Below are 19,518 nucleotides of genomic sequence, written 5' to 3' on the forward strand. Positions count from 1 at the left end.
TTTATGATTCACTTGTTAAAACTCCTTCAATTTATTGGGTAACAATTGCGAAATTACTTTTAGCGGCTTTGCCGATGTTTCGGCCAAACAAAGCATCATTGCCCCTTCGATAGAGGCTGTGATCATCAATGCAATATTGGAAGCTAACTCTTTTGAATATCCATCTTCCATAAGCTTTTTAAAATAAATCCCTTGAATTTTTGCATAGAGTTCGGCGCAAGCCTTTCGTACAGGATCACTTAATGTGGCCATTTCACTTACCATGCTGCTAAATGTGTAACCCGTAATCGTCCCTTCCGTTTCTAAATTGACGATTAGCTTTTCAATCATTGAATTTGTCGCTTCTAACGTTGTCGGATATCTTTCAAAAATATCCACGATATCCAACGTAATTACTTCATTCAAAAAATGAAGGCAATCAATTAATAATTCCTCTTTTCCATTAGGAAAGTGGTGATAAAGCGAACCTTTCGTAACATTACATTTCGTTAAGTCCAACACCTTTATATCCTTTTTGTTGGAAAAGAATCGTTGCATTGTCGATTATCAACGATTTAGTATCCATTTCCGTAGCACACCCCCACCATACCAACCGGTCTATTTGTTACTATAACAAAAAAATTTCTTTGAATGTAAGTACTTTTTTGCCTCTCTATATAACGAATTCACAATTTAGACAAACTTTTTATAAACTGCATTTTAATTTTTAAAATGCACATTTGATTACTAGTTGACATTTTGTATACATATGTATACAGTTAATACATAATACAATGTGTATACAATCGTATACACAGGAAGGGGTTTTATAATGAAAAATGAAAAATTCAAGGATTTCAAGAGAGAGGGACATCACCGTGGTGAGCATCACAAAGGAAAAGAGCATGGTTCACACCATCGTGGTCCAAAAACGTTTCGCCGCGGAAGGGCAATTGCTTTTTTAGAAATGATGAATCTTAAACGTTCAACCATCAAGGAGCAATTAGATAAACCAGAGTTTCAATCCATAAACCAAATCTTAGTCGGTGAATTGAAAGCCATCGATATGTTAATCAACGAATTTATTCAATTATTTGAAATACAAGAAAGTGAGGCAGCCGATAAGAAAAGTGAAGAAAAGGAAGCTTCCAATAATGATGAGAAAGGAATTGAAATGAATGAAACAAATTAACAGTTATATCGATTCATTGTTTTATACCCAAGATGCTCTTTTGGAAGAAGTCATTACGACCATACAAGAAAATGGAATGCCGTCCATATCGGTATCTCCCTCATCTGGAAAACTTCTTACCATGCTTATATCCATTTCAGGAGCTAAAAATGTTTTGGAAATAGGAGCTCTTGGGGGCTATAGCGGAATTTGCCTTGCCAGGGGATTCGGCAGCGAAGGAAAATTAACCTCCCTTGAATTAAAAGAGTCATACGCAAAGTTAGCTTATGCCAATCTATCCAAAGCTGGCTTTGGCGATCAAGTATCATATATGACCGGAGCAGCTTTGCAAAGCCTTGAAAAACTCGTTGGTGATAACAAGCGATTTGATTTTTTCTTTATAGATGCTGACAAGGACAATTATGAAAATTACCTGCAATATTGCATTAGACTGGCGGAACCGGGTGCTTTAATCGTCATGGATAACGTACTTGTGGGAGGCAGTGTGGCGGATCAGGATGCTGAACCTAAACATTATACTGCATTTATGAAGACATTCAATGAAACTGTGGCCAATCATCCTCAATTAGAATCCCTGCTTATTCCAATCGGTGATGGGCTGACCATTTCAAAAGTAATCAATCAAACTCACGAGTAAAACTGCTAAATTTACGAGTAAATAGTTCAAACTCACGAGTAAACAGCTCAAACTCACAAGTAAACTGCTCAAACTCACGAGTAAACAGCTCAAACTCACGAGTAAACAGCTCAAACTCACGAGTAAACAGCTCAAACTCACGAGTAAAACTGCTAAATTCACGAGTAAATTGCGAACTCTGAGTAAAACTGCTAAATTTACGAGTAAATTGCACAAAATCACGAGTAAAACTGCTAAATTCACGAGTAAATTGCGAACTCTGAGTAAAACAGCTAAATTTACGAGTAAATTGCACAAAATCACGAGTAAAACTGCTAAATTTACGAGTAAATTGCACAAAATCACGAGTAAAACTGCTAAATTCACGGTAAACAGCTCAAACTCACGAGTAAAACTGCTAAATTCACGAGTAAATTGCGAACTCTGAGTAAAACTGCTAAATTTACGAGTAAATAGTTCAAACTCACGAGTAAACAGCTCAAACTCACAAGTAAACTGCTCAAACTCACGAGTAAACAGCTCAAACTCACGAGTAAACAGCTCAAACTCACGAGTAAACAGCTCAAACTCACGAGTAAACAGCTCAAACTCACGAGTAAACAGCTCAAATTCACGAGTAAACAGCTCAAATTCACGAGTAAACAGCTCAAACTCACGAGTAAAACTGCTAAATTCACGAGTAAATTGCGAACTCTGAGTAAAACTGCTAAATTTACGAGTAAATTGCACAAAATCACGAGTAAACAGCTCAAACTCACGAGTAAAACTGCTAAATTCACGAGTAAATTGCGAACTCTGAGTAAAACAGCTAAACTCACGAGTAAACAGCTCAAACTCACGAGTAAAACTGCTAAATTCACGAGTAAATTGCTCAAACTCTCGAATTTATCGCCCAAACTCAGAATTTATCGCTCTAACTCAAGTTTACGCACTAACTCACGAGGATATAGCTCAATCTCACGAGGTCATGCAGAAAAAATAAAATGAATTTCTATAATCTTGAATGAAAATGATAATTGTTATCAATAATATAAATAAAGAAGGGTAACCAGTATGATGGTTACCCCCGATGATTTAAATTTCTGGATCAAATGTTTTGCAATCAGTTTCTTCGCTATTAGATGCTTGTTTCCCTTTATTACTAACTACATAAATAGCATCAGCACTACATTTGTTTCCAGAATCCCAAAATTTACAATTATTCACTTCACATAGAACATCTTTTGCCATAGTATCACACCTCCTCATTTGTTATCATTAACAAAGTTGGGGTTATTGATACTTTCCTTTTTCAGGCTCAAGTTCCTTTACTTTAAAATAAATGTCATGAATCGGGAAATAAAAGCTTTTTAACCGATTAACAAAGGACTTTTTTCTCGTTATACTGTTTAGATATTTTAGACATTAGGTCGTTTTTTTTCTGTTCACAATATTCTTTTGAAGTTGATTGGATATAAATGAATCTAAAAAACCCGGGCAACTTTCGCCCGGATTCTTTAACATTATGCTGACTTTTCCAAAAGTTCGGCTTGTGGGATCTTCCAAAGCTCCCGCCATTTTTTCAAGGCTGAAATAAGAATGACTAATCCTAGGCATAACATGGTAATAGATAATACACCATTTAAGATACTAAATCCTGCAGATTCTGGATTTAAGTATACGTTTCTTACCATCCAGTACCCCGCTACATTAACCGTTACATATAAGTAGGCAAGAGGTACGAGGCATGTCCATATATACCAACGTTTGTCTGCAATTTTTAAGACGACAGTCGCACCGATGATGAGTCCAATCGAGGCCATAAGCTGATTTGATACACCAAAGAGTGCCCAAATTGAACCAATGTCACCAGAGTAGAGAAGATAGCCCCAAATAAAGCAGGCTAACGCACTGGCGAAGATGTTACCCGGTAACCAGTCGACTTTCTTTAATGGTTTATAAAACTCTCCGAAGAAGTCCTGGATTAAGTAACGGGCAACACGTGTCCCAGAGTCGATTGCGGTTAGTATAAAGACCGCCTCGAACATGATGACGAATTGGAAGAAAAATGAAGCCAACTTGTCAAAGAAGGGAATTTCGGTAAAAATATAGGTCATCCCAACAGCAAGTGTAACTGCCCCACCTGTTCTTCCCTCAAGATTAATGCCAATTTCCTCACTAAGTTCGTTAAGATGTACGGTTTCCATGCCTAATGTTTGAAATACTTCAGGTGAGGAGTTAATGGCAAAATAATCGCCTGGTTGCAGGGAAACTGCAGCAATCAATGCCATAATGGCAACTACACATTCTACAAGCATCGCACCGAAACCAACGGATTTTATATCACTCCAGCGATTTAACATTTTTGGAGTTGTGCCTGATCCAACAAATGCATGGAATCCTGAAATGGCACCACAGGCAATGGTTATTGAAATAAATGGCCAAACCGGACCGGCGACAATCGGACCTCCGCCATTAATGAATTCCGTAACCGCAGGAAATTGTATCTCTGGATTTACCACGAAAACGCCGATTATCAATGCGGCAAACACACCAATTTTCATAAATGTACTCAAGTAATCACGCGGTGCGAGCAGCAGCCAAACCGGTAATGCGGCTGCGAAGAAAGCATAGATTGGTAGAATAATAGCAAGTGTGCTTGCTTCTAGTGTCAATAATTCCCCAAGTGCTGTACCTCGAATGTTAGGCCCAAGTAAAATCCCGGCCATAATGAGCCCGAACCCGACAATGGTGGCACCTTTTAGATTGCCAGTTTTTTTATGGTAAATCCCAACACCCATTGCGATAGGAATTGTAATCCCAACAGCAAAGGTCCCCCATGGGTTATTTTCTAAAGCATGCAGAACGACCATTGAAAGTCCTGCCATCGTAATAGTAATGATAAAAAGCATCGCTAGTCCTGTACAGAAGCCTGCTACAGGTCCAAGTTCTTCTTTCGCTACTTCCGATAGGGATTTACCGTCTTTACGCATGGACGCAAAAAGCACCACGGCATCATGGACGGCTCCCCCGATTACAGCTCCGATTAAAAGCCATAATAAACTTGGCAAATAGCCGAATTGTGCAGCCAAGATGGGGCCCACAAGTGGACCAGCAGCTGCAATGGCTGCAAAATGGTGGCCAAATGCCACCCATTTATTTGTTGGTACATAATCTTTTCCATCTTCTAATTTATGAGCCGGAGTCGGCTTAGAATCATCGAGCTTTAACACTTTGAGTGCTATGAATGTCCCGTATAAACGGTAGGCAATCATTAAAATACAAATGGAGCCTATGACGATTGGAACCGCATTCATTTTTGAACCCCCTCTATTTCTTACATCGTAAAATGATGATATCACAATGAAAGCGGATTCAAATGGTTTTCAAGTTATAATGCAAATAATGAGGGATGGGTTGCAAAATAAAGAAGTTAAAATGCAGAATTGTTAAAATATTAAAAACCAATAAGCTGCTTTAGCTCTTTCACATATGTGCGACTTACTGGAATGTTTGATCCATCACTCATAATGAGGTTATAAGTCGAGTTGAACCAAGGTTGTATTTCTAATATATGGACAATATTTACAATGAAACTGCGATGCACGCGTAAAAAAGAGCGATAGTCGAGCTTCCTTTCAAGCACAATGAGAGGGTCACCTATTTTATATTCATTATCCTCGGTTTTAATGATTGTCTTTCCTTCTATGAATCCTAAAAATATAATGTTGTCCCTATCAATCAAGACAATCCGATCATCTATTACAACAGCCAATTTACTTGTTTGTTCAACCGCGGTTCGATTATCAGGAGATTTTATCCTAGATTCGTCTTCCCCGATCTTATGGAGTTTCATAATTTTATCCAAAGTTTGACGAATTCTTTTTTCATTAAATGGCTTTAATAGATAATCAAAAGCATATAATTCAAAGGCTTGAAGGGCAAACTCGTCATAAGCCGTCGCAAAAATAATCGAAGGCGCAGGGTCTAGTTCTACTAATTGTTTAGCCAATAGTAAACCATTTCCCTCCGCAAGCTCAATATCCAAAAAGACAAGATCAGGATTCAATCGAGGGATATCCCTCATGGCTTCTTTTATCCCATCAGCCTCGCCCACAACTTCAACCTGTCTGCTTCTCTTCAGAAGATATTTCAATTCATCTCTTGCCAGTGGTTCATCTTCTACGATAAATGCTTTCATCATCGTTGACATATACTCCTTTTTCGTTAAGTGGGATTGATATTTTCACTTGTGTTCCATGACCAGTTTCACTTTCAATAGAGAGGCTGGCATGACCATTATATATACCTTCTAGCCGTTCACTGATATTATAAAGGGCGGTTCCTGTTCCTTTATTCGATTTTACAGCATGTTTACCTAATTCATCTAATTTCTCGCTTGAAATCCCTTTCCCGTTATCTTCTACAACAATACACATCATTTCGTTTTTAAAATATACATGAATGATAATTTCAACATTGCTCTTCACATGTGGAAAGGCATGGTGTATCGCATTTTCAACAAGTGGCTGTAACGTAAATGGAGGCAACAGAACTTCTTTAAGACTTGGCTCAATTCGATACACGATATGATATTTATTTGGAAATCGGGCCTGCTCTAGTGATAAATAAGCGTTGACATGCTCTAATTCTTTTTCAAGCGGAATTAGTATTTGACGAGCACCTTGTAAATTGCTACGAAAAAAGGCACTTAGCTCCAACAATAAATTTCTTGCTTTCTCCACATCAGTCCGGCATAAAACGGATATCGTGTTGATCGCATTAAACAAGAAATGAGGGTGGACTTGGGCCTGTAAAGCCTTGATTTCAGCATCTTTTAATAATTTCGTTTGCATTTCCGCTTCGGCTAGTTCCAATTGTGTGGAAAATAGTTTCGCCAATCCCTCAGCTAACTCTTGTTCTACTTGGCTTAATTTATCGGGATGCTTGAAATACATCTTCAAAGTTCCGACCGTTTTCTGTTGGACTTGCAATGGCAGGACTACGGCAGCTTGCAATGGACAAAGTTCATGGAAACAATAAATATCCTTTCTTGTTTTAGCTATAATAATTTTGCCTTGTTCAAGGGATTTTCTCGTTAAGCCTGTAGCTATTCCCTCCTTTGGGACATGGTGATCAGAAGCAGCACCCACATGAGCAAGGACACTGTGTTCATTGGTTATGGCCACAGCATCGGCTTCAGTCAGCCCCAAAATGATTTGTGCTATTTTCTTACAGGAAGTTTGATTTAATCCTTGTCGGAAATAAGGCAATGTCTGATCAGCAATCAAAAACGCAAGGTTCGTTTGTACAGCCCGCGTCCGTGCTTCATCCCTCATAGTGGATTGAATGATGAGCATAAATAGCAAAGTGCCAAACCCGTTGATAATAATCATAGGGAGTCCGATTACTTCTACGAGCTCCCACGCCCTTTCAAATGGTTTAGCGGTTAATAGTATAATGACCATTTGAATCGCTTCTAAGGCCATACAAATAGGAAGAGCAAACCAGGGAGTGATCATCCCATACTTTCGACGCCTATTACCTAAAAACCCCGATAAGACTCCAGCCAAAATTGCTGCTATGGCACAAGCCCCCGCTGTAAAACCTCCAAGAGAATAACGGTGCAACCCTGCAATCAAACCGACACCTAAACCAACAAATGGTCCCCCTAGCAAACCACCGATCGCTACTCCCATGATCCGCGTATTCGCAATAGCGTTATCGGGAGCTATCTCAGTATGCCAAACACTTTCTGGTATTACATGATTCCCAATTTCGACTCCTGTATAGTTACTTATAATTCCGAATGCCCCAAAAAGTGTTATGAGCATGATTTTCTTTGACATTTGATGTTCATGACCAATCATTTGCCGAAAGGGTTTCATATAAGAAAGCAGGAATGCAGCAATCACGATGATCCCTACTTTTTCAATCAACGACGGTAATAATAGAACCAAATCATTCACCCCTTTTCTGGCTTTTTCATTCATCTTACAACAGCAAAGAAATCATTGTCGAATCTGGTTTTACGTTAGCTACTTAATAGTCATAGGGACTTCCCCATGAACCTGAGACCAGTTATTCCTTGGGCACACGCGTTTCCTAACTTCCTAACTACGTGTATACATAAAACTCCTGCTAGTATTTTTGGAATGGAAAAGACGATTTTACCTAATCCAAGGGGAAAATCGTCTGTTTGCTATTATTTCTTGCATGTTCGGGACAGGCCCAAGTTTCAGCGATCCTTAATCATTCTATGTAAAGAGATATGATTTCATATTGGCTCAGGAATGGTTCCAAGCTTTTGATTAAATCTGTTTAACCGTACATTCATGATGAGCTTCAATTGTTTGTAAGAAGCTTTGCATGGAGTTTGTCAAATAAGCATCTTTACGGTGGATGAAGACAGTCGAAATATTGCCGTACTCTTCTGGAATTGCATGAACATGCACATTTTCATTGGCTGCAAGGTGATTTACCGCTGATTGTGGTACGAGGGTTATGCCAAGGCCGAGTGTTACGCTGGTTAAGATGGTCTCTAATACATTGAACTCCATAATCCTTTTAGGCATCACTTCTTCTTCTTTCAACCATTGTTCTAGTTTAGAGCGATATCCACACCCCTGACTGAATACTAAAATTGGTTCTGTTAAAAATTCTTCAAGGTTTAATGTTTCATTTCTTGTAACTAAAACAAGTTTTTCTGTACACACATCGTATTGCTGAATGAGTGGATGTTTAATCGGTCCTGTAACAAATGCACCATCTAGCCTATGATCAATAACATCATTAATTAAATCCTCTGTTAACCCAGCCTTTATGGATAAATCGACATTTGGATACTGTTTATGATAAGAGGCTAGAATCTTAGGAAGACCGCTGACCGTTTCAACTGTACCGATGTTCAATATCCCTGTAGGTGTTTCACTATCCAGGAATACTTGCTTGAGTTCTTCCATATCAAGCAAAATCTTGTTTACATACTCCAGCATTTTTCGTGCCTCTGCAGTTAAAGACATGCCACGTTTATGCCTATTGAATAAAGGCGTCCGTAACTCATGCTCCAGATGCTTAATCCTCGCCGTTACATTGGATTGGACGTAATTTAACTCAACAGCTGCCTTACTTATGCTTCCATATTTAGCGACACACTGGAATATTTGCAAATCCCTCATTTCCATATAAGTGACCCCCCTTTCCAAAATATCATTAATAATGATGGTTATATTCATTTTAAGTCATTTTACATGATAATGACTTTATCATAAGGTGTGTATAGGAATTTAATCAATCATTATTTTTTTGAGGGGAAGCTTTTAATGAAGAAAAATCAAGTTTTAATCGGTGCACTTTTATGTTTGACAGCCAGTATTTCTTGGGGAGCCATGTTTCCAGTTGCAGAAAGGGCACTAAGGTATATTGATCCTATTTATTTCTCTTTTCTGCGATATTTAGCTGTTAGCATAATTTTAGGGATATTGCTTTTAATTAAAGAGGGAAAGAAGTCTTTTTGCTTGGAAGGTAAAGGAAAGAATTTATTGTTTTTTGGAACGATGGCGTTTACAGTATACAATTTTCTCATTTTCTCAGGTCAAGACTTACTGGGCCATAACGGGGTAATTGTTGCTTCCATCATGGAATCATTAATGCCTATGATTTCAATTATGATAATGTGGGTTTTCAAAAATGCAAGACCCATGAAATATACCATCGCCAGTATGCTCCTTGCCTTAATAGGGGCCATTCTTGTTATTACCAATGGTAACTTATCATTCCTATTTTTATTGAAAGACAGCATCATTCCTATCCTTTTCATTCTTATTGGGGTTATAGGATGGGTTATATATACGATGGGCGGCAACCAGTTTAGTGGATGGTCAACACTCCGCTATTCGACTTTAACGTGCATTTTAGGAACATCTGTATCAGGAATCATAACATTCTTTGCAACTGTACTGGGCCTGTCCGTCCCTACAGCAGAGGTTATTGAATCCATTTATGGTGAGATGATTTTTATGATTATTTTCCCCGGTGCCATAGCACTATTAAGCTGGAATTTAGGTATTAAACTTTTAACTCCCATTAATGGAATTCTATTTATCAATGTAGTTCCGATAACCACGTTAGTCATTGTTTTTATCCAAGGGGGATCACTTACATCATTCGAATTACTGGGAACTTTTTTAGTGATATATGCATTGATTCAAAACAATTATTATCAAAGAAAAAACTTGCCTTCCCAAGTTGAAGAATTGAATCCAAGGAAAGTAAAAAGAATCGCTTAATTATAAAGGTACAAAACATCAATTGGGAGGACAACAATGGATTACTTATCGCTTATGATAATCTTTGGATTAGCTGTACTATGGGAATTGGCAACGATTAATAAGAATGTGAAAAAAATGAATAAGCAAAATGCAGAATTAATTAATCTATATAATGATAGTAGTAAAAGAAATCAGTAATAATCAAAAATAGACTTTTGGCAGTGCCTGTAAGCAAAAGTACACGAATAATATGCAAAAAAGCCTATCATTTAGAGGCTTTTTTGCACTTTGGTTTGATATAAAATGGTTTATCTACTGTCTCATGACCGTACTATTCACCAAGTTTCTTCCGTATATCCGCTGCTACATTCTTCAACGCCTTTTTGGATCCTCTTTCAAGGTCCCGCTTCAATTTCCTTTCTTTGTAACTGACAAATAAAGAATTCAGGTCATAGCCTTCAGGATATAAATCGCTGGCTTTTATTTCAAGCTCCATTCTATTAACGTGAACCTCTATGAATGTATCTTCGAAAAGCACAACTACATTATTGTAAGAATCCATTTTTTTATATACAATGCCATAACCATTCAGTTCAGTTAACTTTACCTTGTCTCCAACTTCAAATTCATACAATGCTTCCTTTGGAACCGCCGCTACTTTCGGTTTTTTGATTTTACCTTCTTGGATACGGTTCAAGTCATAGTCTTTATTCTCGATATAAAGCTTTGCCTTTTGCAAAACCTTTTCGCGCACATCCATTTTTTTTGCTATCCAAAGGGCGTTACTTTCCCCGGATTGACCGATCAAAAGCTTATACTTTGGCTCTAGTGTTTCACTATTGAACTGCATGGCAGCATTCATAAAATCACTGTGTATTTCCGAATAGCGTTTAATTTCACCATAATGGGTTGTTGCAACTGTTATGCAGCCCATTTGATAAAATTCCTCGAGTATTGCAATAGCTAGAGCTGCGCCTTCATTCGGTTCCGTCCCGCTCCCTATTTCATCGAATAACAGCAATGAATTATTGGTTAATGCACTCATGATTTCTGAGATGTTTTTCATATGTGATGAAAAAGTACTGAGTGCATTTTCAATACTTTGGTTATCACCAATATCGACAAATACTTGATCAAAGACTGCCAGTTCCGTTCCCTCTTTTCCGGCAACATGAAACCCTGACATAACAGCCAATGTAAGGATACCGATTGTTTTCAGGACCACTGTTTTACCACCGGCATTAGGGCCTGTAATAATTAGACTGCGATAGTCCTTACCTATCTCAAAATCCAAAGGTACGCTATTTTGGGGTAAAAGAGGATGTTTACAACCTTTTAACTGAATATAACCATGATTATTTATTTTCGGTTCAATGGCATCCATGCTTTTACTGAACTTTGCTTTTGCGAAAATCATGTCGTATTGACTGATTAGTTCTATATTTATTTTTATTGGTTTCAGTTCCTCGTAAATCGTGCCGGATAGAGTTGCTAAAAGTTGATACACTTCCATCGATTCTTCAGCTTTTAAACTCGCTAATTCTACATTTAATTTGGTCACAGATGCTGGTTCAATGAACACTGTTGCCCCTTTAGATGATACTTCCACGATTGTTCCAGCCACTTGATTTTTATAAGAAGCTTTAATCGGGATCGTAAAGCGATCATCTTTTTTACTGATAAAAAACTCCTGAATGAACTCTTTGTTCGCCCCACTCTTTAAAAATTTATTTAAGCGTTCCTCTATTTTACTTTCTGTCTTAACTATTTGGTTTCGAATGCGCTTCAAATCCTTACTCGCTTCGGAAACAACCATATTTCCTTTTATAACGAATTGAATATCTTCTTCAATACTCCTGAATTCAGTCATGGAGTGAGCATAGGCATGCAATGTGGGTGCGAAGAATTCTTTATCTTTCATAAATTTCTTAATATTCCTGCAGCCTCTTAAAAAATCTGCTATTGCAACTAACTCTGATGGTTCTAAAATCATTCCTTTTTCTAGCTTTTCAATTTGGTATCCAACATTAGATATGCCTTTTAAGGGAATATGGTTTTCAGCATTCAGTAAATTCCTCGCCTCAGTCGTCTCGTTTAAACGAATTTTAACCACATTCAACTGAGTACTTGGCTGAAGCCGATCCAACAACGCTTTTCCTAAACCACTTATGCAATGTTTTTTTACCATTTCTTTCAGTTCTATATATTGTAATTTTTCATATGTCATCTTATTCATTATGATTGCCTCCTTGAATGAGTGAGAGATTAAAAATCCTTGATTCCAAAAAAATGCCCGCAAAAGTCCTCCTACCTTTACAAATGAACAGGCTGCATTGACAGCCATTCATTTGAGTAGAAAGCTCCTGCGGGCATCGGCCTTATAGATAATAAGGACCTTTATCGATAACAAAATCGGCAGGTCAAATAGACCTACTTACAACGAAAAAGCATGGCAGGACAAATCCCACCATGCTTTTCGTCGTAACACCTTTATGTTACACGATTATGGAAAAGGAAGCAGTCTTAAGGTAGGTATTTACAGTGCATATTTACACTGTAAAAAAAGGCACACTTAATGCACTGATAAACCAGTGATTAAAAAACCTTATTCAACTAAATTAGTTGATACCTACTCCCGACATAAAACACCACACCTTTTCTTAGATTGGAAAAATTATACCATATCAGTAAAAAAGAGTCAATTAAATTCAATAACCATTCAGATAAAATATTTATTAGCATAAATTGGCAGCTGGATAGGAAAGCCAAATATTCAGGCCAAAAAACTGATGCAGTGCAAAACTTATCAAAAATACAATACTGGATTAAAAAGAGAAAAAACTGAGCCAACCCCACTTTACATGGTTTTTGGTATCAGTTTTTTCCCTGATTTAATGTAGAAAGGATTTATATACTAAACTAATCCTCATCACTTACTATAAGAGGGACAATTTTCCCTTCATTTACGTTGATTAATCCATGGTCAGTTATTTTTAGAGCCGGGCTGACAGGAAGCGATAAAGTGCTCAATGACATAATTACATTGTAATGTTCATATCCTAACGACTTAAGAGCATTAGTTAGATGCTGAACCTGTTCCGATACAATGTCTAATGGCTCTTCCGAAAGAATTCCTCCTACCGGGAGAGGAATCATGGAAAGGACTTTACCATCTTCTACGCAACAGACTCCGCCTTGCTTCCTTATTACTTCGTTTGCGGCAATCAGCATATCCTGCTTATTGCGACCAATCACCAATAGATTATGGTTATCATGGGAATAGGTGGTGGCGACTGCTCCCCGCTTTAAAACATCCCCTGTGATTAACCCATGCGCACGATTACCGTTTTTTCCGTATCGTTCAAATGTTGCGATTAAACCGTAAGAGCTTTCTTCCCAGCATAACTTACCATCTCTTATATCAAGCATATCATGTGTCTCACTTGTAAAAGTTGAACCATTCTGCACGTTTATAATGCGGCATTTGCAGCGTTCATGCTTGTGTGAAAGTGGGACATCAAAATCGTCTTCTGTAAGTGCTTCAAGCTTCACACTTTGATAAAACGCTTCAGGGAATTGTCTCTCCTTTACTACCTGCACGTATGGCTGTGAAGATTCATAAACAAGCTCACCTTTTTTGTATACCTGTTCAATGTCAAAGGTTTCCAAGTTTGATACAAGCAGAAAATCAGCCACTTTCCCTGGTGCAATGGTACCCCGGTCATACATTCTCATCCGCTGTGCAGGTGTGTAAGTGCACGCATAAATAGCTTTTTCCGGGGACAAGCCCATTTGTATCGCTTTCTTTAATAGGACATTGAGATGTCCTCTTTTTTGAAGAGAGTCAGTCATAACATCATCGGTGACAAAGCAGAAATGTTCATCTACTTGTTTTTCCTTTAAGTAATCGATAACTTCTTTAGTCATTGATTTTTCTTGAATCTCAAGAAACATTCCAGCAGCAATCCTAGCATCCATTCCTTCCACTGTTTGGTGGGTGTGATCTGAATTTACTCCGGCATATGCTATCTTTTGTAAGTCTAAATCGAGCAGTTTTGGAACATGCCCCTCTATTATTAAATCGGGATAACGAGAACGGATATGAGACAAAATCTGATTCGTTTTACAATCCGGGTCGGAAATAATCTCATAGTAGTTCATGATTTCACCCAGACATTTAATGCCTTCTGTTTGGATCAATTCATCTATGTCGCTAATTTCAATAGAACCGCCTGTTGTTTCCATCGACGTCGCAGGAACAGAACTCGGGATTGCATAAAACATATCTGCTACGCAATCTTTACTCGCTTTAATCATTTCCTTAACACCTGAAATTCCGAATATATTGGCCATTTCATGTGGTTCCGGCACAATAGTGGTCACGCCATTTTTGATTACCCCATAGGAAAACGTGGACGGCGTTACCATCGTACTTTCAATGTGTAAATGGATATCAATCAGACCTGGAACCATATACTTACCATGCCCATCAATAATCTGATCCGGCTGGAAGGTATCTATTTCCCGATCTCCAATATAATAAAACTTCCCGTCTTTGATAGCTGCATTTCCTTTAATAAATCTTTTAAAATAGCTGTTAAAAACGTAGATATCTCTTACCAGCATATCTATTTGCATAACTTACCCTCCTAAGCTAATCAACAAGCACCATCTGGTTTCTCGGAATTTCAAGGACAATTTCCTGACCAGCACGATAAGATTCTGTCATTTCCTTGTTCACAGTGAAATCTCCTATTGGAGTTTCAACAACATATTGAAAGCTTCTTCCCAGATACGTGCTAACTTTAACTCGGCCAGATATACTATTTTCCGAAATAACTTCAGAGATATCTTTTGCCCGAATTAAAAGATCGTCCGGTCTGATAGCCCCTATTTTTCCAGATAAATTGGTCATTTGTGCGTCCTTTTGTATCACAAAGACATAACCCGACTTACTAAGTTCAATTCTATCCTCGTGATCCACGCGCTTATCAAAATCAATGAAGTTTTTAAAACCGATAAAGTCAGCGACAAATTTGGTTTCAGGATATTTGTAGATAGACGCAGGATCGCTGAGCTGCTCAATGACACCTTTATTCATAATCGCTACCTGATCAGAGATGGAGAAACATTCTTCCTGATCATGCGAAACATACACCGTTGTAATCCCCAGCTCTTGTTGGATACGGCGAATCTCAACTCTCATATTCACCCTCAAATTTGCATCAAGATTACTCAAAGGCTCGTCAAATAATAGGATATCAGGTTCAATGACGAGGGCCCTTGCAATCGCAACTCGCTGCTTTTGTCCTCCAGAAAGCTCTTGTGGATATCTCTTTTCAAATCCTTTTAGATTAACAATTTCTAGCACATTCATAACACGCTTTTCAATTTCACTTTTAGAAATCTTTCTAAGCCGAAGACCGAATGCAATATTATCGAAAATGGACAAATGCGGAAATAATGCATAGTTTTGAAACACAAAGCCAAAGTTCCGCTTGTTAACAGGTACTTTCGTATAATCCTTATCTTTAAATAAAAACTTCCCTTCGTTTGCCTGTAAAAATCCAGCAATTAAACGCAAAGTTGTTGTTTTTCCACAGCCGCTAGGGCCAAGAAGAGAAACTAGCTTTCCTTTTTCAATCTCAAGATTGAAGTCTTTTAAAATATTTTGTTTATTATAAGCTACAGAAATATCTTGTAATGTAAATAAAGCCATCCATTATTACCTCCTTATCGTTTTGTGAAATAGGACAAGCCCATTAGCCGTTCAACTATAAACATGAAGAAAGCCGTAATGATCATGAGTAATACCGAAATAGCTGAAATGGTAGGATCAAAGTAGTTCTCTACATATGTCAGCATCTGAATCGGAAACGTGCTTACCCCAGGACCTGTCATATACACTGAAATGTCTACATTATTGAAGGATTCTAAAAAGGCAATCATGACAGCTGCTAAGATTCCTGATTTTATATTCGGGAGGACCACTGTAAAAAAGGTACCCACCTTACTCGCTCCTAGACTCTCAGCCGCTTCTTCAATTGAAAAGTCAAAATTTGATAAGCTTGAAGAAATCACACGTATAATGAAAGGAAGCATTATGACTGTATGTCCAACAAACAGTGCCGCATAAATCGGTAGCTGATACGTCCCCACAATGTATCGTAAAAACGCAAAGCCCAGCACAATTCCCGGAACTAATATAGGAGAAACAAAAAATGCATTTATGATTGTTTTCCCTCTAAAATCAAATCGGCTTAATGCATAGGCAGCTGGCACTCCTAGTAAAAGAGCCAAAAGGTTGCCTGCAAGTGAAACTAGAATGGACGTTTTAAACGAAATTAAAAACATTTCCACATTAAAAATATTTTCATACCATCTTAAAGAAAATTCTTCTGGCGGGAATTTTAAAATATTGCCGCCTTCAAATGACGTAACGGATATGATAAGTAAAGGCCCTAGTAAAAAGAGAAACACCAGGAAGGTAAACAGGGCCAATCCTCGATTTTTTTCCTGCATACACCTCTACCCCTTCGGATTTAATTTTTTAGCCAAACCATTCATTATTGATATGATAAGAACAGTTACTGCGATCATTATCGTAGCGACAATTGATGCCACTTGCCATTCATTCAATGTAATGGCATTTTGATAGAGAAACGTCGAAATAACACGCTGTTTTCCACCAAGTAATGCTGGCGTTGTATACGCAGTAAAGCTCCCTACAAAAACTAGAATACTACCAATGACCAAGCCTGGAACTGAAAGCGGAATAATCACTTTTGAAAATACCGCCAATCTTGAAGCACCTAAACTCTCCGCTGCTTTTAATAGATCAGTTTCGATATTTTCCATCACTCCTACCAGTGTTACAATAATCAATGGCAAAAATAAATGGACTAATCCGATAATAATAGCCGTTGGCGTGTACAAGATGTCGAGTGGTTTGTCGATCAAGCCTATACTCAGCAGCAATTTATTTATCACGCCGTTTTTACCGATAATCACCATCCAGCTAAATGATCGAACAACCGGACTTGTTAATAGTGGGAAAATTGTCAACAATAGCATGATAGCCTTTGTTCTTTTTCCTAGCTTAGAAATATAATAAGCTGCTGGAAATCCTAACAGAATACAAATAATAGTCGTGAACAGACTCACTCTAAGTGTCGTGAGCAGAATTTCAATGAAGTATCGATCTTTGAAAAAATCGAGGTACCCTTGGATAGTAAAGCCACTTTCATTAAAAAATGTCGTACCAATCGTTAAGAAGATTGGAACAATCATAAAAATCGTTAAAAAAAGAACACCTGGCAACAGCAACAGGTATAGATAACGTTTTTTCACCTCGTAACCCCCTGTTCATATTATTTATGAATTGATTATGCGAATAAACAGGTTGAAAAACGCCTCCGCATTGACGTCTAGACAAACATTTGCATTTGCTGGCTTCATCAGCCGGTTTTGAAAGTCGCAAACCATCTGCCCGTCACAAATCTCACTTCTTGTTTCTACATCCACATAGTATTCTTCACTAGTGACAAGATCTTTTTGCAAAGCAATACCTACAGCTAATGGATCATGCATAGCACACGCCCAAATATTATTACGTTCAAAATACCTTTTCCGATATTCAGACGTACTGTCTCTTATATAGTCAGCAAGTGTACTGTTTTGAATCAATTGTATATGCTCTTCTGTTAGAAGAACCTTTCTCGTGACATCAAGACCAACTTGTGTAATAGATTCGAACCCCGCTTGTAATACAATTTTGGCTGCCTCAGGGTCGACAAACGTGTTATACTCCGAGGTTGGTGTGACATTGCCAACCCCTTGTACAACTCCTCCCATAAAGATAACTTCTTTCACAAGCTTGGTAATTTGCGGACATTTTTTAACTGCCAGGGCCAAATTTGTAAGAGGTCCCGTCATGACAAGTGTTACTTCATTAGTGAAATTTAAAATGGAATTAATAATAAAGTCAGAAGCAAAGCCATCATCAGGCTGCTTGTTAACTTCAACATTCTTTAAGGCACCTCCAAGACCGTCTTCCCCATGAACTCGATGTTCAAAAAAGGAATTCCTGATAATTGGAGTATCTGCCCCCTTAATGACTGAAATTTCTTGTTCACCCAACAGATCTAGTATTTTGCATGTATTCCGTGTGGCAGTATCAAGTGATACATTCCCGTTTACTGTTGTAATGCCTAATATGTCAAATTGACGGCTTTTAACAGCAAGAATGATCCCGATTGCATCATCTATTCCTGTATCCACATCGAGAATCAATTTTTTTTTCATCGATCAAACCTCTTTTTCTTAGTGTGCAAGTTCACGATTCCAACGATCAATCCATTGTTTAGAGTTTTCATTAACAAACTTCATATCTAGTACAAATAATCTGTTAACAACATCTTCTCCATACGTTAAGCCTTTTGCTTCTGTTTTAGATAGCTTAACTTCTGTGTTAACTGGAGAGTCGATCTTCGCTTTCGCTGATTTTTCCTGAACTTCATTACTTAAGATGTAATTAATAAATTCTTCAGATAATTCTTTTTGATCGCTTCCTTTTACGATATTCATCGTATTCATGACTGCGTATCCGCCTTCTTTAGGGGAAACGAACTTAGCATTAGGAACGGCTTCCTGTAAATCGCCAAAGTACATTTCCATTATTGGACCTGCAGCAATTTCTCCTTGCGAAAACATGTTGACAAACTCAGATGTTTGTCCATATTCTTTAACAACATTTGGCAATACTTTTTTCATTTGACCAAAGGCTTTATCTTCATTAAACTCATTACTTCCACTGACTTTTGAAGCAGCATCTAAAAACATTGGTCCAGTTGTTGAAGTAATTGATGGAATTGTAATTTCACCTAAATCCTTACTCCAAAGATCTTTCCAAGAGGAAATTGGTTTACTCACTTCATCAGGGTTATACGCAATTCCAAATTGCGCAATTGTATAGGCTGGTCCATACTCATCGCCATTTGGAGCTTTTGCTTTGTCATAAATTTTATCAATATTCGAAATCTTGCTATGATCAATTTTTTCAAACAAACCATCATCGATTCCCTGTTGTGCATAGTAGTCGGATAGATAGATAACATCCACATCGGTGTTTTCTTGACGCACTTTGTTCAATCGATCTGCATTGTTTCCTGAATCTATTACAATTTCAACATTGTGCTCCTTTTCAAATGGTTCGTAAACTTCAGGTCGAAAGAAATCCTCAGCAAATCCCCAAGTTGAAATGACTAATTTTGTTGGCTTTTTCCCATCAGAAGTATTTTCATTTGAAGAGCATGCAGCTAAAACTATTGCAAAAACCGATAACATCATAAATGAGCTAATTATTTTTTTCATCAATTAAACCTCCGTTTTTTATATGGTTAAAGTTGCCTTTCTTACTAATATAAATGTAAAAAAAGACAATCTTAAATAGAATATAAATT

At 37.7% G+C, this 19,518-nt stretch carries 18 protein-coding genes; 4 read left to right on the plus strand and 14 right to left on the minus strand.

Annotated elements, in window-relative coordinates:
- Positions 1–15 precede the first annotated feature (15 nt).
- Positions 16–537, minus strand: coding sequence for a TetR/AcrR family transcriptional regulator (locus tag JFV29_RS23440; protein ID WP_242486933.1), 522 nt, complete (start codon positions 535–537; stop codon positions 16–18).
- 274 nt (positions 538–811) lie between these two features.
- Here JFV29_RS23440 and JFV29_RS23445 point away from each other — a divergent pair, with 274 nt between their 5' ends.
- Positions 812–1,171 (plus strand): hypothetical protein, encoded by a 360-nt coding sequence (locus JFV29_RS23445; RefSeq protein WP_201186685.1) that lies wholly within the window; start codon positions 812–814, stop codon positions 1,169–1,171.
- Complete coding sequence (locus tag JFV29_RS23450) at positions 1,158–1,808, plus strand: O-methyltransferase (protein ID WP_201186687.1); 651 nt, start codon at positions 1,158–1,160, stop codon at positions 1,806–1,808. The genes JFV29_RS23445 and JFV29_RS23450 overlap by 14 nt, the downstream gene beginning before the upstream one ends.
- On the opposite strand, the gene JFV29_RS23455 is transcribed toward JFV29_RS23450, so the two are convergent.
- The 6 genes from JFV29_RS23455 to JFV29_RS23480 all read right to left on the minus strand — a co-directional run bounded on the left by JFV29_RS23455 (position 1,789) and on the right by JFV29_RS23480 (position 8,971).
- Positions 1,789–2,145 (minus strand): hypothetical protein, encoded by a 357-nt coding sequence (locus JFV29_RS23455; RefSeq protein WP_201186689.1) that lies wholly within the window; start codon positions 2,143–2,145, stop codon positions 1,789–1,791. The two genes, JFV29_RS23450 and JFV29_RS23455, sit on opposite strands and share 20 nt — an antisense overlap.
- Before the next feature lie 737 nt (positions 2,146–2,882).
- Positions 2,883–3,038, minus strand: coding sequence for a DUF1540 domain-containing protein (locus tag JFV29_RS23460; protein WP_082527361.1), 156 nt, complete (start codon positions 3,036–3,038; stop codon positions 2,883–2,885).
- A gap of 272 nt (positions 3,039–3,310) precedes the next feature.
- Complete coding sequence (cstA, locus tag JFV29_RS23465) at positions 3,311–5,104, minus strand: carbon starvation CstA family protein (RefSeq protein WP_201186690.1); 1,794 nt, start codon at positions 5,102–5,104, stop codon at positions 3,311–3,313.
- 140 nt (positions 5,105–5,244) lie between these two features.
- Entirely contained in the window at positions 5,245–5,991 is a 747-nt protein-coding gene (locus tag JFV29_RS23470) for a LytR/AlgR family response regulator transcription factor (protein WP_201186691.1), read from the minus strand.
- Positions 5,963–7,747: a sensor histidine kinase gene (locus JFV29_RS23475; RefSeq protein ID WP_201188049.1), complete on the minus strand. Its 1,785-nt coding sequence runs from the start codon at positions 7,745–7,747 to the stop codon at positions 5,963–5,965. Before JFV29_RS23475 ends, JFV29_RS23470 begins: the two co-directional genes overlap by 29 nt.
- Positions 7,748–8,098: 351 nt before the next feature.
- Entirely contained in the window at positions 8,099–8,971 is an 873-nt protein-coding gene (locus JFV29_RS23480; protein WP_201186692.1) for a LysR family transcriptional regulator, read from the minus strand.
- A gap of 138 nt (positions 8,972–9,109) precedes the next feature.
- On the opposite strand from JFV29_RS23480, the gene JFV29_RS23485 reads away from it, so the two are divergent.
- A complete protein-coding gene (locus JFV29_RS23485) occupies positions 9,110–10,075 on the plus strand; it encodes a DMT family transporter (protein WP_201186693.1) in 966 nt (321 codons plus the stop codon).
- A 36-nt stretch (positions 10,076–10,111) separates the two neighbouring features.
- Positions 10,112–10,255 carry a YrzO family protein gene (locus JFV29_RS23490; RefSeq protein ID WP_201186694.1) on the plus strand — a complete coding sequence of 48 codons (144 nt, stop codon included), beginning with the start codon at positions 10,112–10,114 and terminating at the stop codon, positions 10,253–10,255.
- A 133-nt stretch (positions 10,256–10,388) separates the two neighbouring features.
- Here the strand turns inward: JFV29_RS23490 and JFV29_RS23495 are convergent, their stop codons facing one another.
- From JFV29_RS23495 to JFV29_RS23525, 7 genes are all read right to left on the minus strand, one after another.
- Positions 10,389–12,293 (minus strand): endonuclease MutS2, encoded by a 1,905-nt coding sequence (locus JFV29_RS23495; RefSeq protein WP_201186696.1) that lies wholly within the window; start codon positions 12,291–12,293, stop codon positions 10,389–10,391.
- Positions 12,294–12,976: 683 nt separating this feature from the next.
- Positions 12,977–14,695 carry an adenine deaminase C-terminal domain-containing protein gene (locus JFV29_RS23500; protein ID WP_201186698.1) on the minus strand — a complete coding sequence of 573 codons (1,719 nt, stop codon included), beginning with the start codon at positions 14,693–14,695 and terminating at the stop codon, positions 12,977–12,979.
- Between the two features lie 16 nt (positions 14,696–14,711).
- Entirely contained in the window at positions 14,712–15,776 is a 1,065-nt protein-coding gene (locus JFV29_RS23505) for an ABC transporter ATP-binding protein (RefSeq protein WP_201186700.1), read from the minus strand.
- Between the two features lie 14 nt (positions 15,777–15,790).
- Complete coding sequence (locus tag JFV29_RS23510; protein WP_201186702.1) at positions 15,791–16,579, minus strand: ABC transporter permease; 789 nt, start codon at positions 16,577–16,579, stop codon at positions 15,791–15,793.
- 6 nt (positions 16,580–16,585) lie between these two features.
- Positions 16,586–17,407 carry an ABC transporter permease gene (locus JFV29_RS23515; protein ID WP_056520065.1) on the minus strand — a complete coding sequence of 274 codons (822 nt, stop codon included), beginning with the start codon at positions 17,405–17,407 and terminating at the stop codon, positions 16,586–16,588.
- Between the two features lie 24 nt (positions 17,408–17,431).
- Entirely contained in the window at positions 17,432–18,361 is a 930-nt protein-coding gene (locus JFV29_RS23520) for a nucleoside hydrolase (protein WP_201186704.1), read from the minus strand.
- Positions 18,362–18,379: 18 nt separating this feature from the next.
- The gene (locus JFV29_RS23525) at positions 18,380–19,429 is read right to left on the minus strand and encodes an ABC transporter substrate-binding protein (protein ID WP_201186706.1); all 1,050 of its coding nucleotides are present in this window, start codon (positions 19,427–19,429) and stop codon (positions 18,380–18,382) included.
- Positions 19,430–19,518: the final 89 nt, after the last annotated feature.

Origin of the sequence: Peribacillus sp. TH16 (assembly GCF_016651095.1) — a bacterium.
GTDB classification, from domain to species: Bacteria; Bacillota; Bacilli; order Bacillales; family DSM-1321; genus Peribacillus; species Peribacillus butanolivorans.

Coding starts and splice junctions, on each gene's coding strand:
- JFV29_RS23510 (WP_201186702.1), bottom strand. CDS start 16,579: ATGCAGGAAAAAAATCGAGGATTGGCCCTGTTTACCTTCCTGGTGTTT.
- JFV29_RS23490 (WP_201186694.1), top strand. CDS start 10,112: ATGGATTACTTATCGCTTATGATAATCTTTGGATTAGCTGTACTATGG.
- JFV29_RS23460 (WP_082527361.1), bottom strand. CDS start 3,038: ATGGCAAAAGATGTTCTATGTGAAGTGAATAATTGTAAATTTTGGGAT.
- JFV29_RS23480 (WP_201186692.1), bottom strand. CDS start 8,971: ATGGAAATGAGGGATTTGCAAATATTCCAGTGTGTCGCTAAATATGGA.
- JFV29_RS23525 (WP_201186706.1), bottom strand. CDS start 19,429: ATGAAAAAAATAATTAGCTCATTTATGATGTTATCGGTTTTTGCAATA.
- cstA (WP_201186690.1), bottom strand. CDS start 5,104: ATGAATGCGGTTCCAATCGTCATAGGCTCCATTTGTATTTTAATGATT.
- JFV29_RS23445 (WP_201186685.1), top strand. CDS start 812: ATGAAAAATGAAAAATTCAAGGATTTCAAGAGAGAGGGACATCACCGT.
- JFV29_RS23500 (WP_201186698.1), bottom strand. CDS start 14,695: ATGCAAATAGATATGCTGGTAAGAGATATCTACGTTTTTAACAGCTAT.
- JFV29_RS23440 (WP_242486933.1), bottom strand. CDS start 537: ATGCAACGATTCTTTTCCAACAAAAAGGATATAAAGGTGTTGGACTTA.
- JFV29_RS23450 (WP_201186687.1), top strand. CDS start 1,158: ATGAAACAAATTAACAGTTATATCGATTCATTGTTTTATACCCAAGAT.
- JFV29_RS23470 (WP_201186691.1), bottom strand. CDS start 5,991: ATGATGAAAGCATTTATCGTAGAAGATGAACCACTGGCAAGAGATGAA.
- JFV29_RS23505 (WP_201186700.1), bottom strand. CDS start 15,776: ATGGCTTTATTTACATTACAAGATATTTCTGTAGCTTATAATAAACAA.
- JFV29_RS23495 (WP_201186696.1), bottom strand. CDS start 12,293: ATGAATAAGATGACATATGAAAAATTACAATATATAGAACTGAAAGAA.
- JFV29_RS23520 (WP_201186704.1), bottom strand. CDS start 18,361: ATGAAAAAAAAATTGATTCTCGATGTGGATACAGGAATAGATGATGCA.
- JFV29_RS23485 (WP_201186693.1), top strand. CDS start 9,110: ATGAAGAAAAATCAAGTTTTAATCGGTGCACTTTTATGTTTGACAGCC.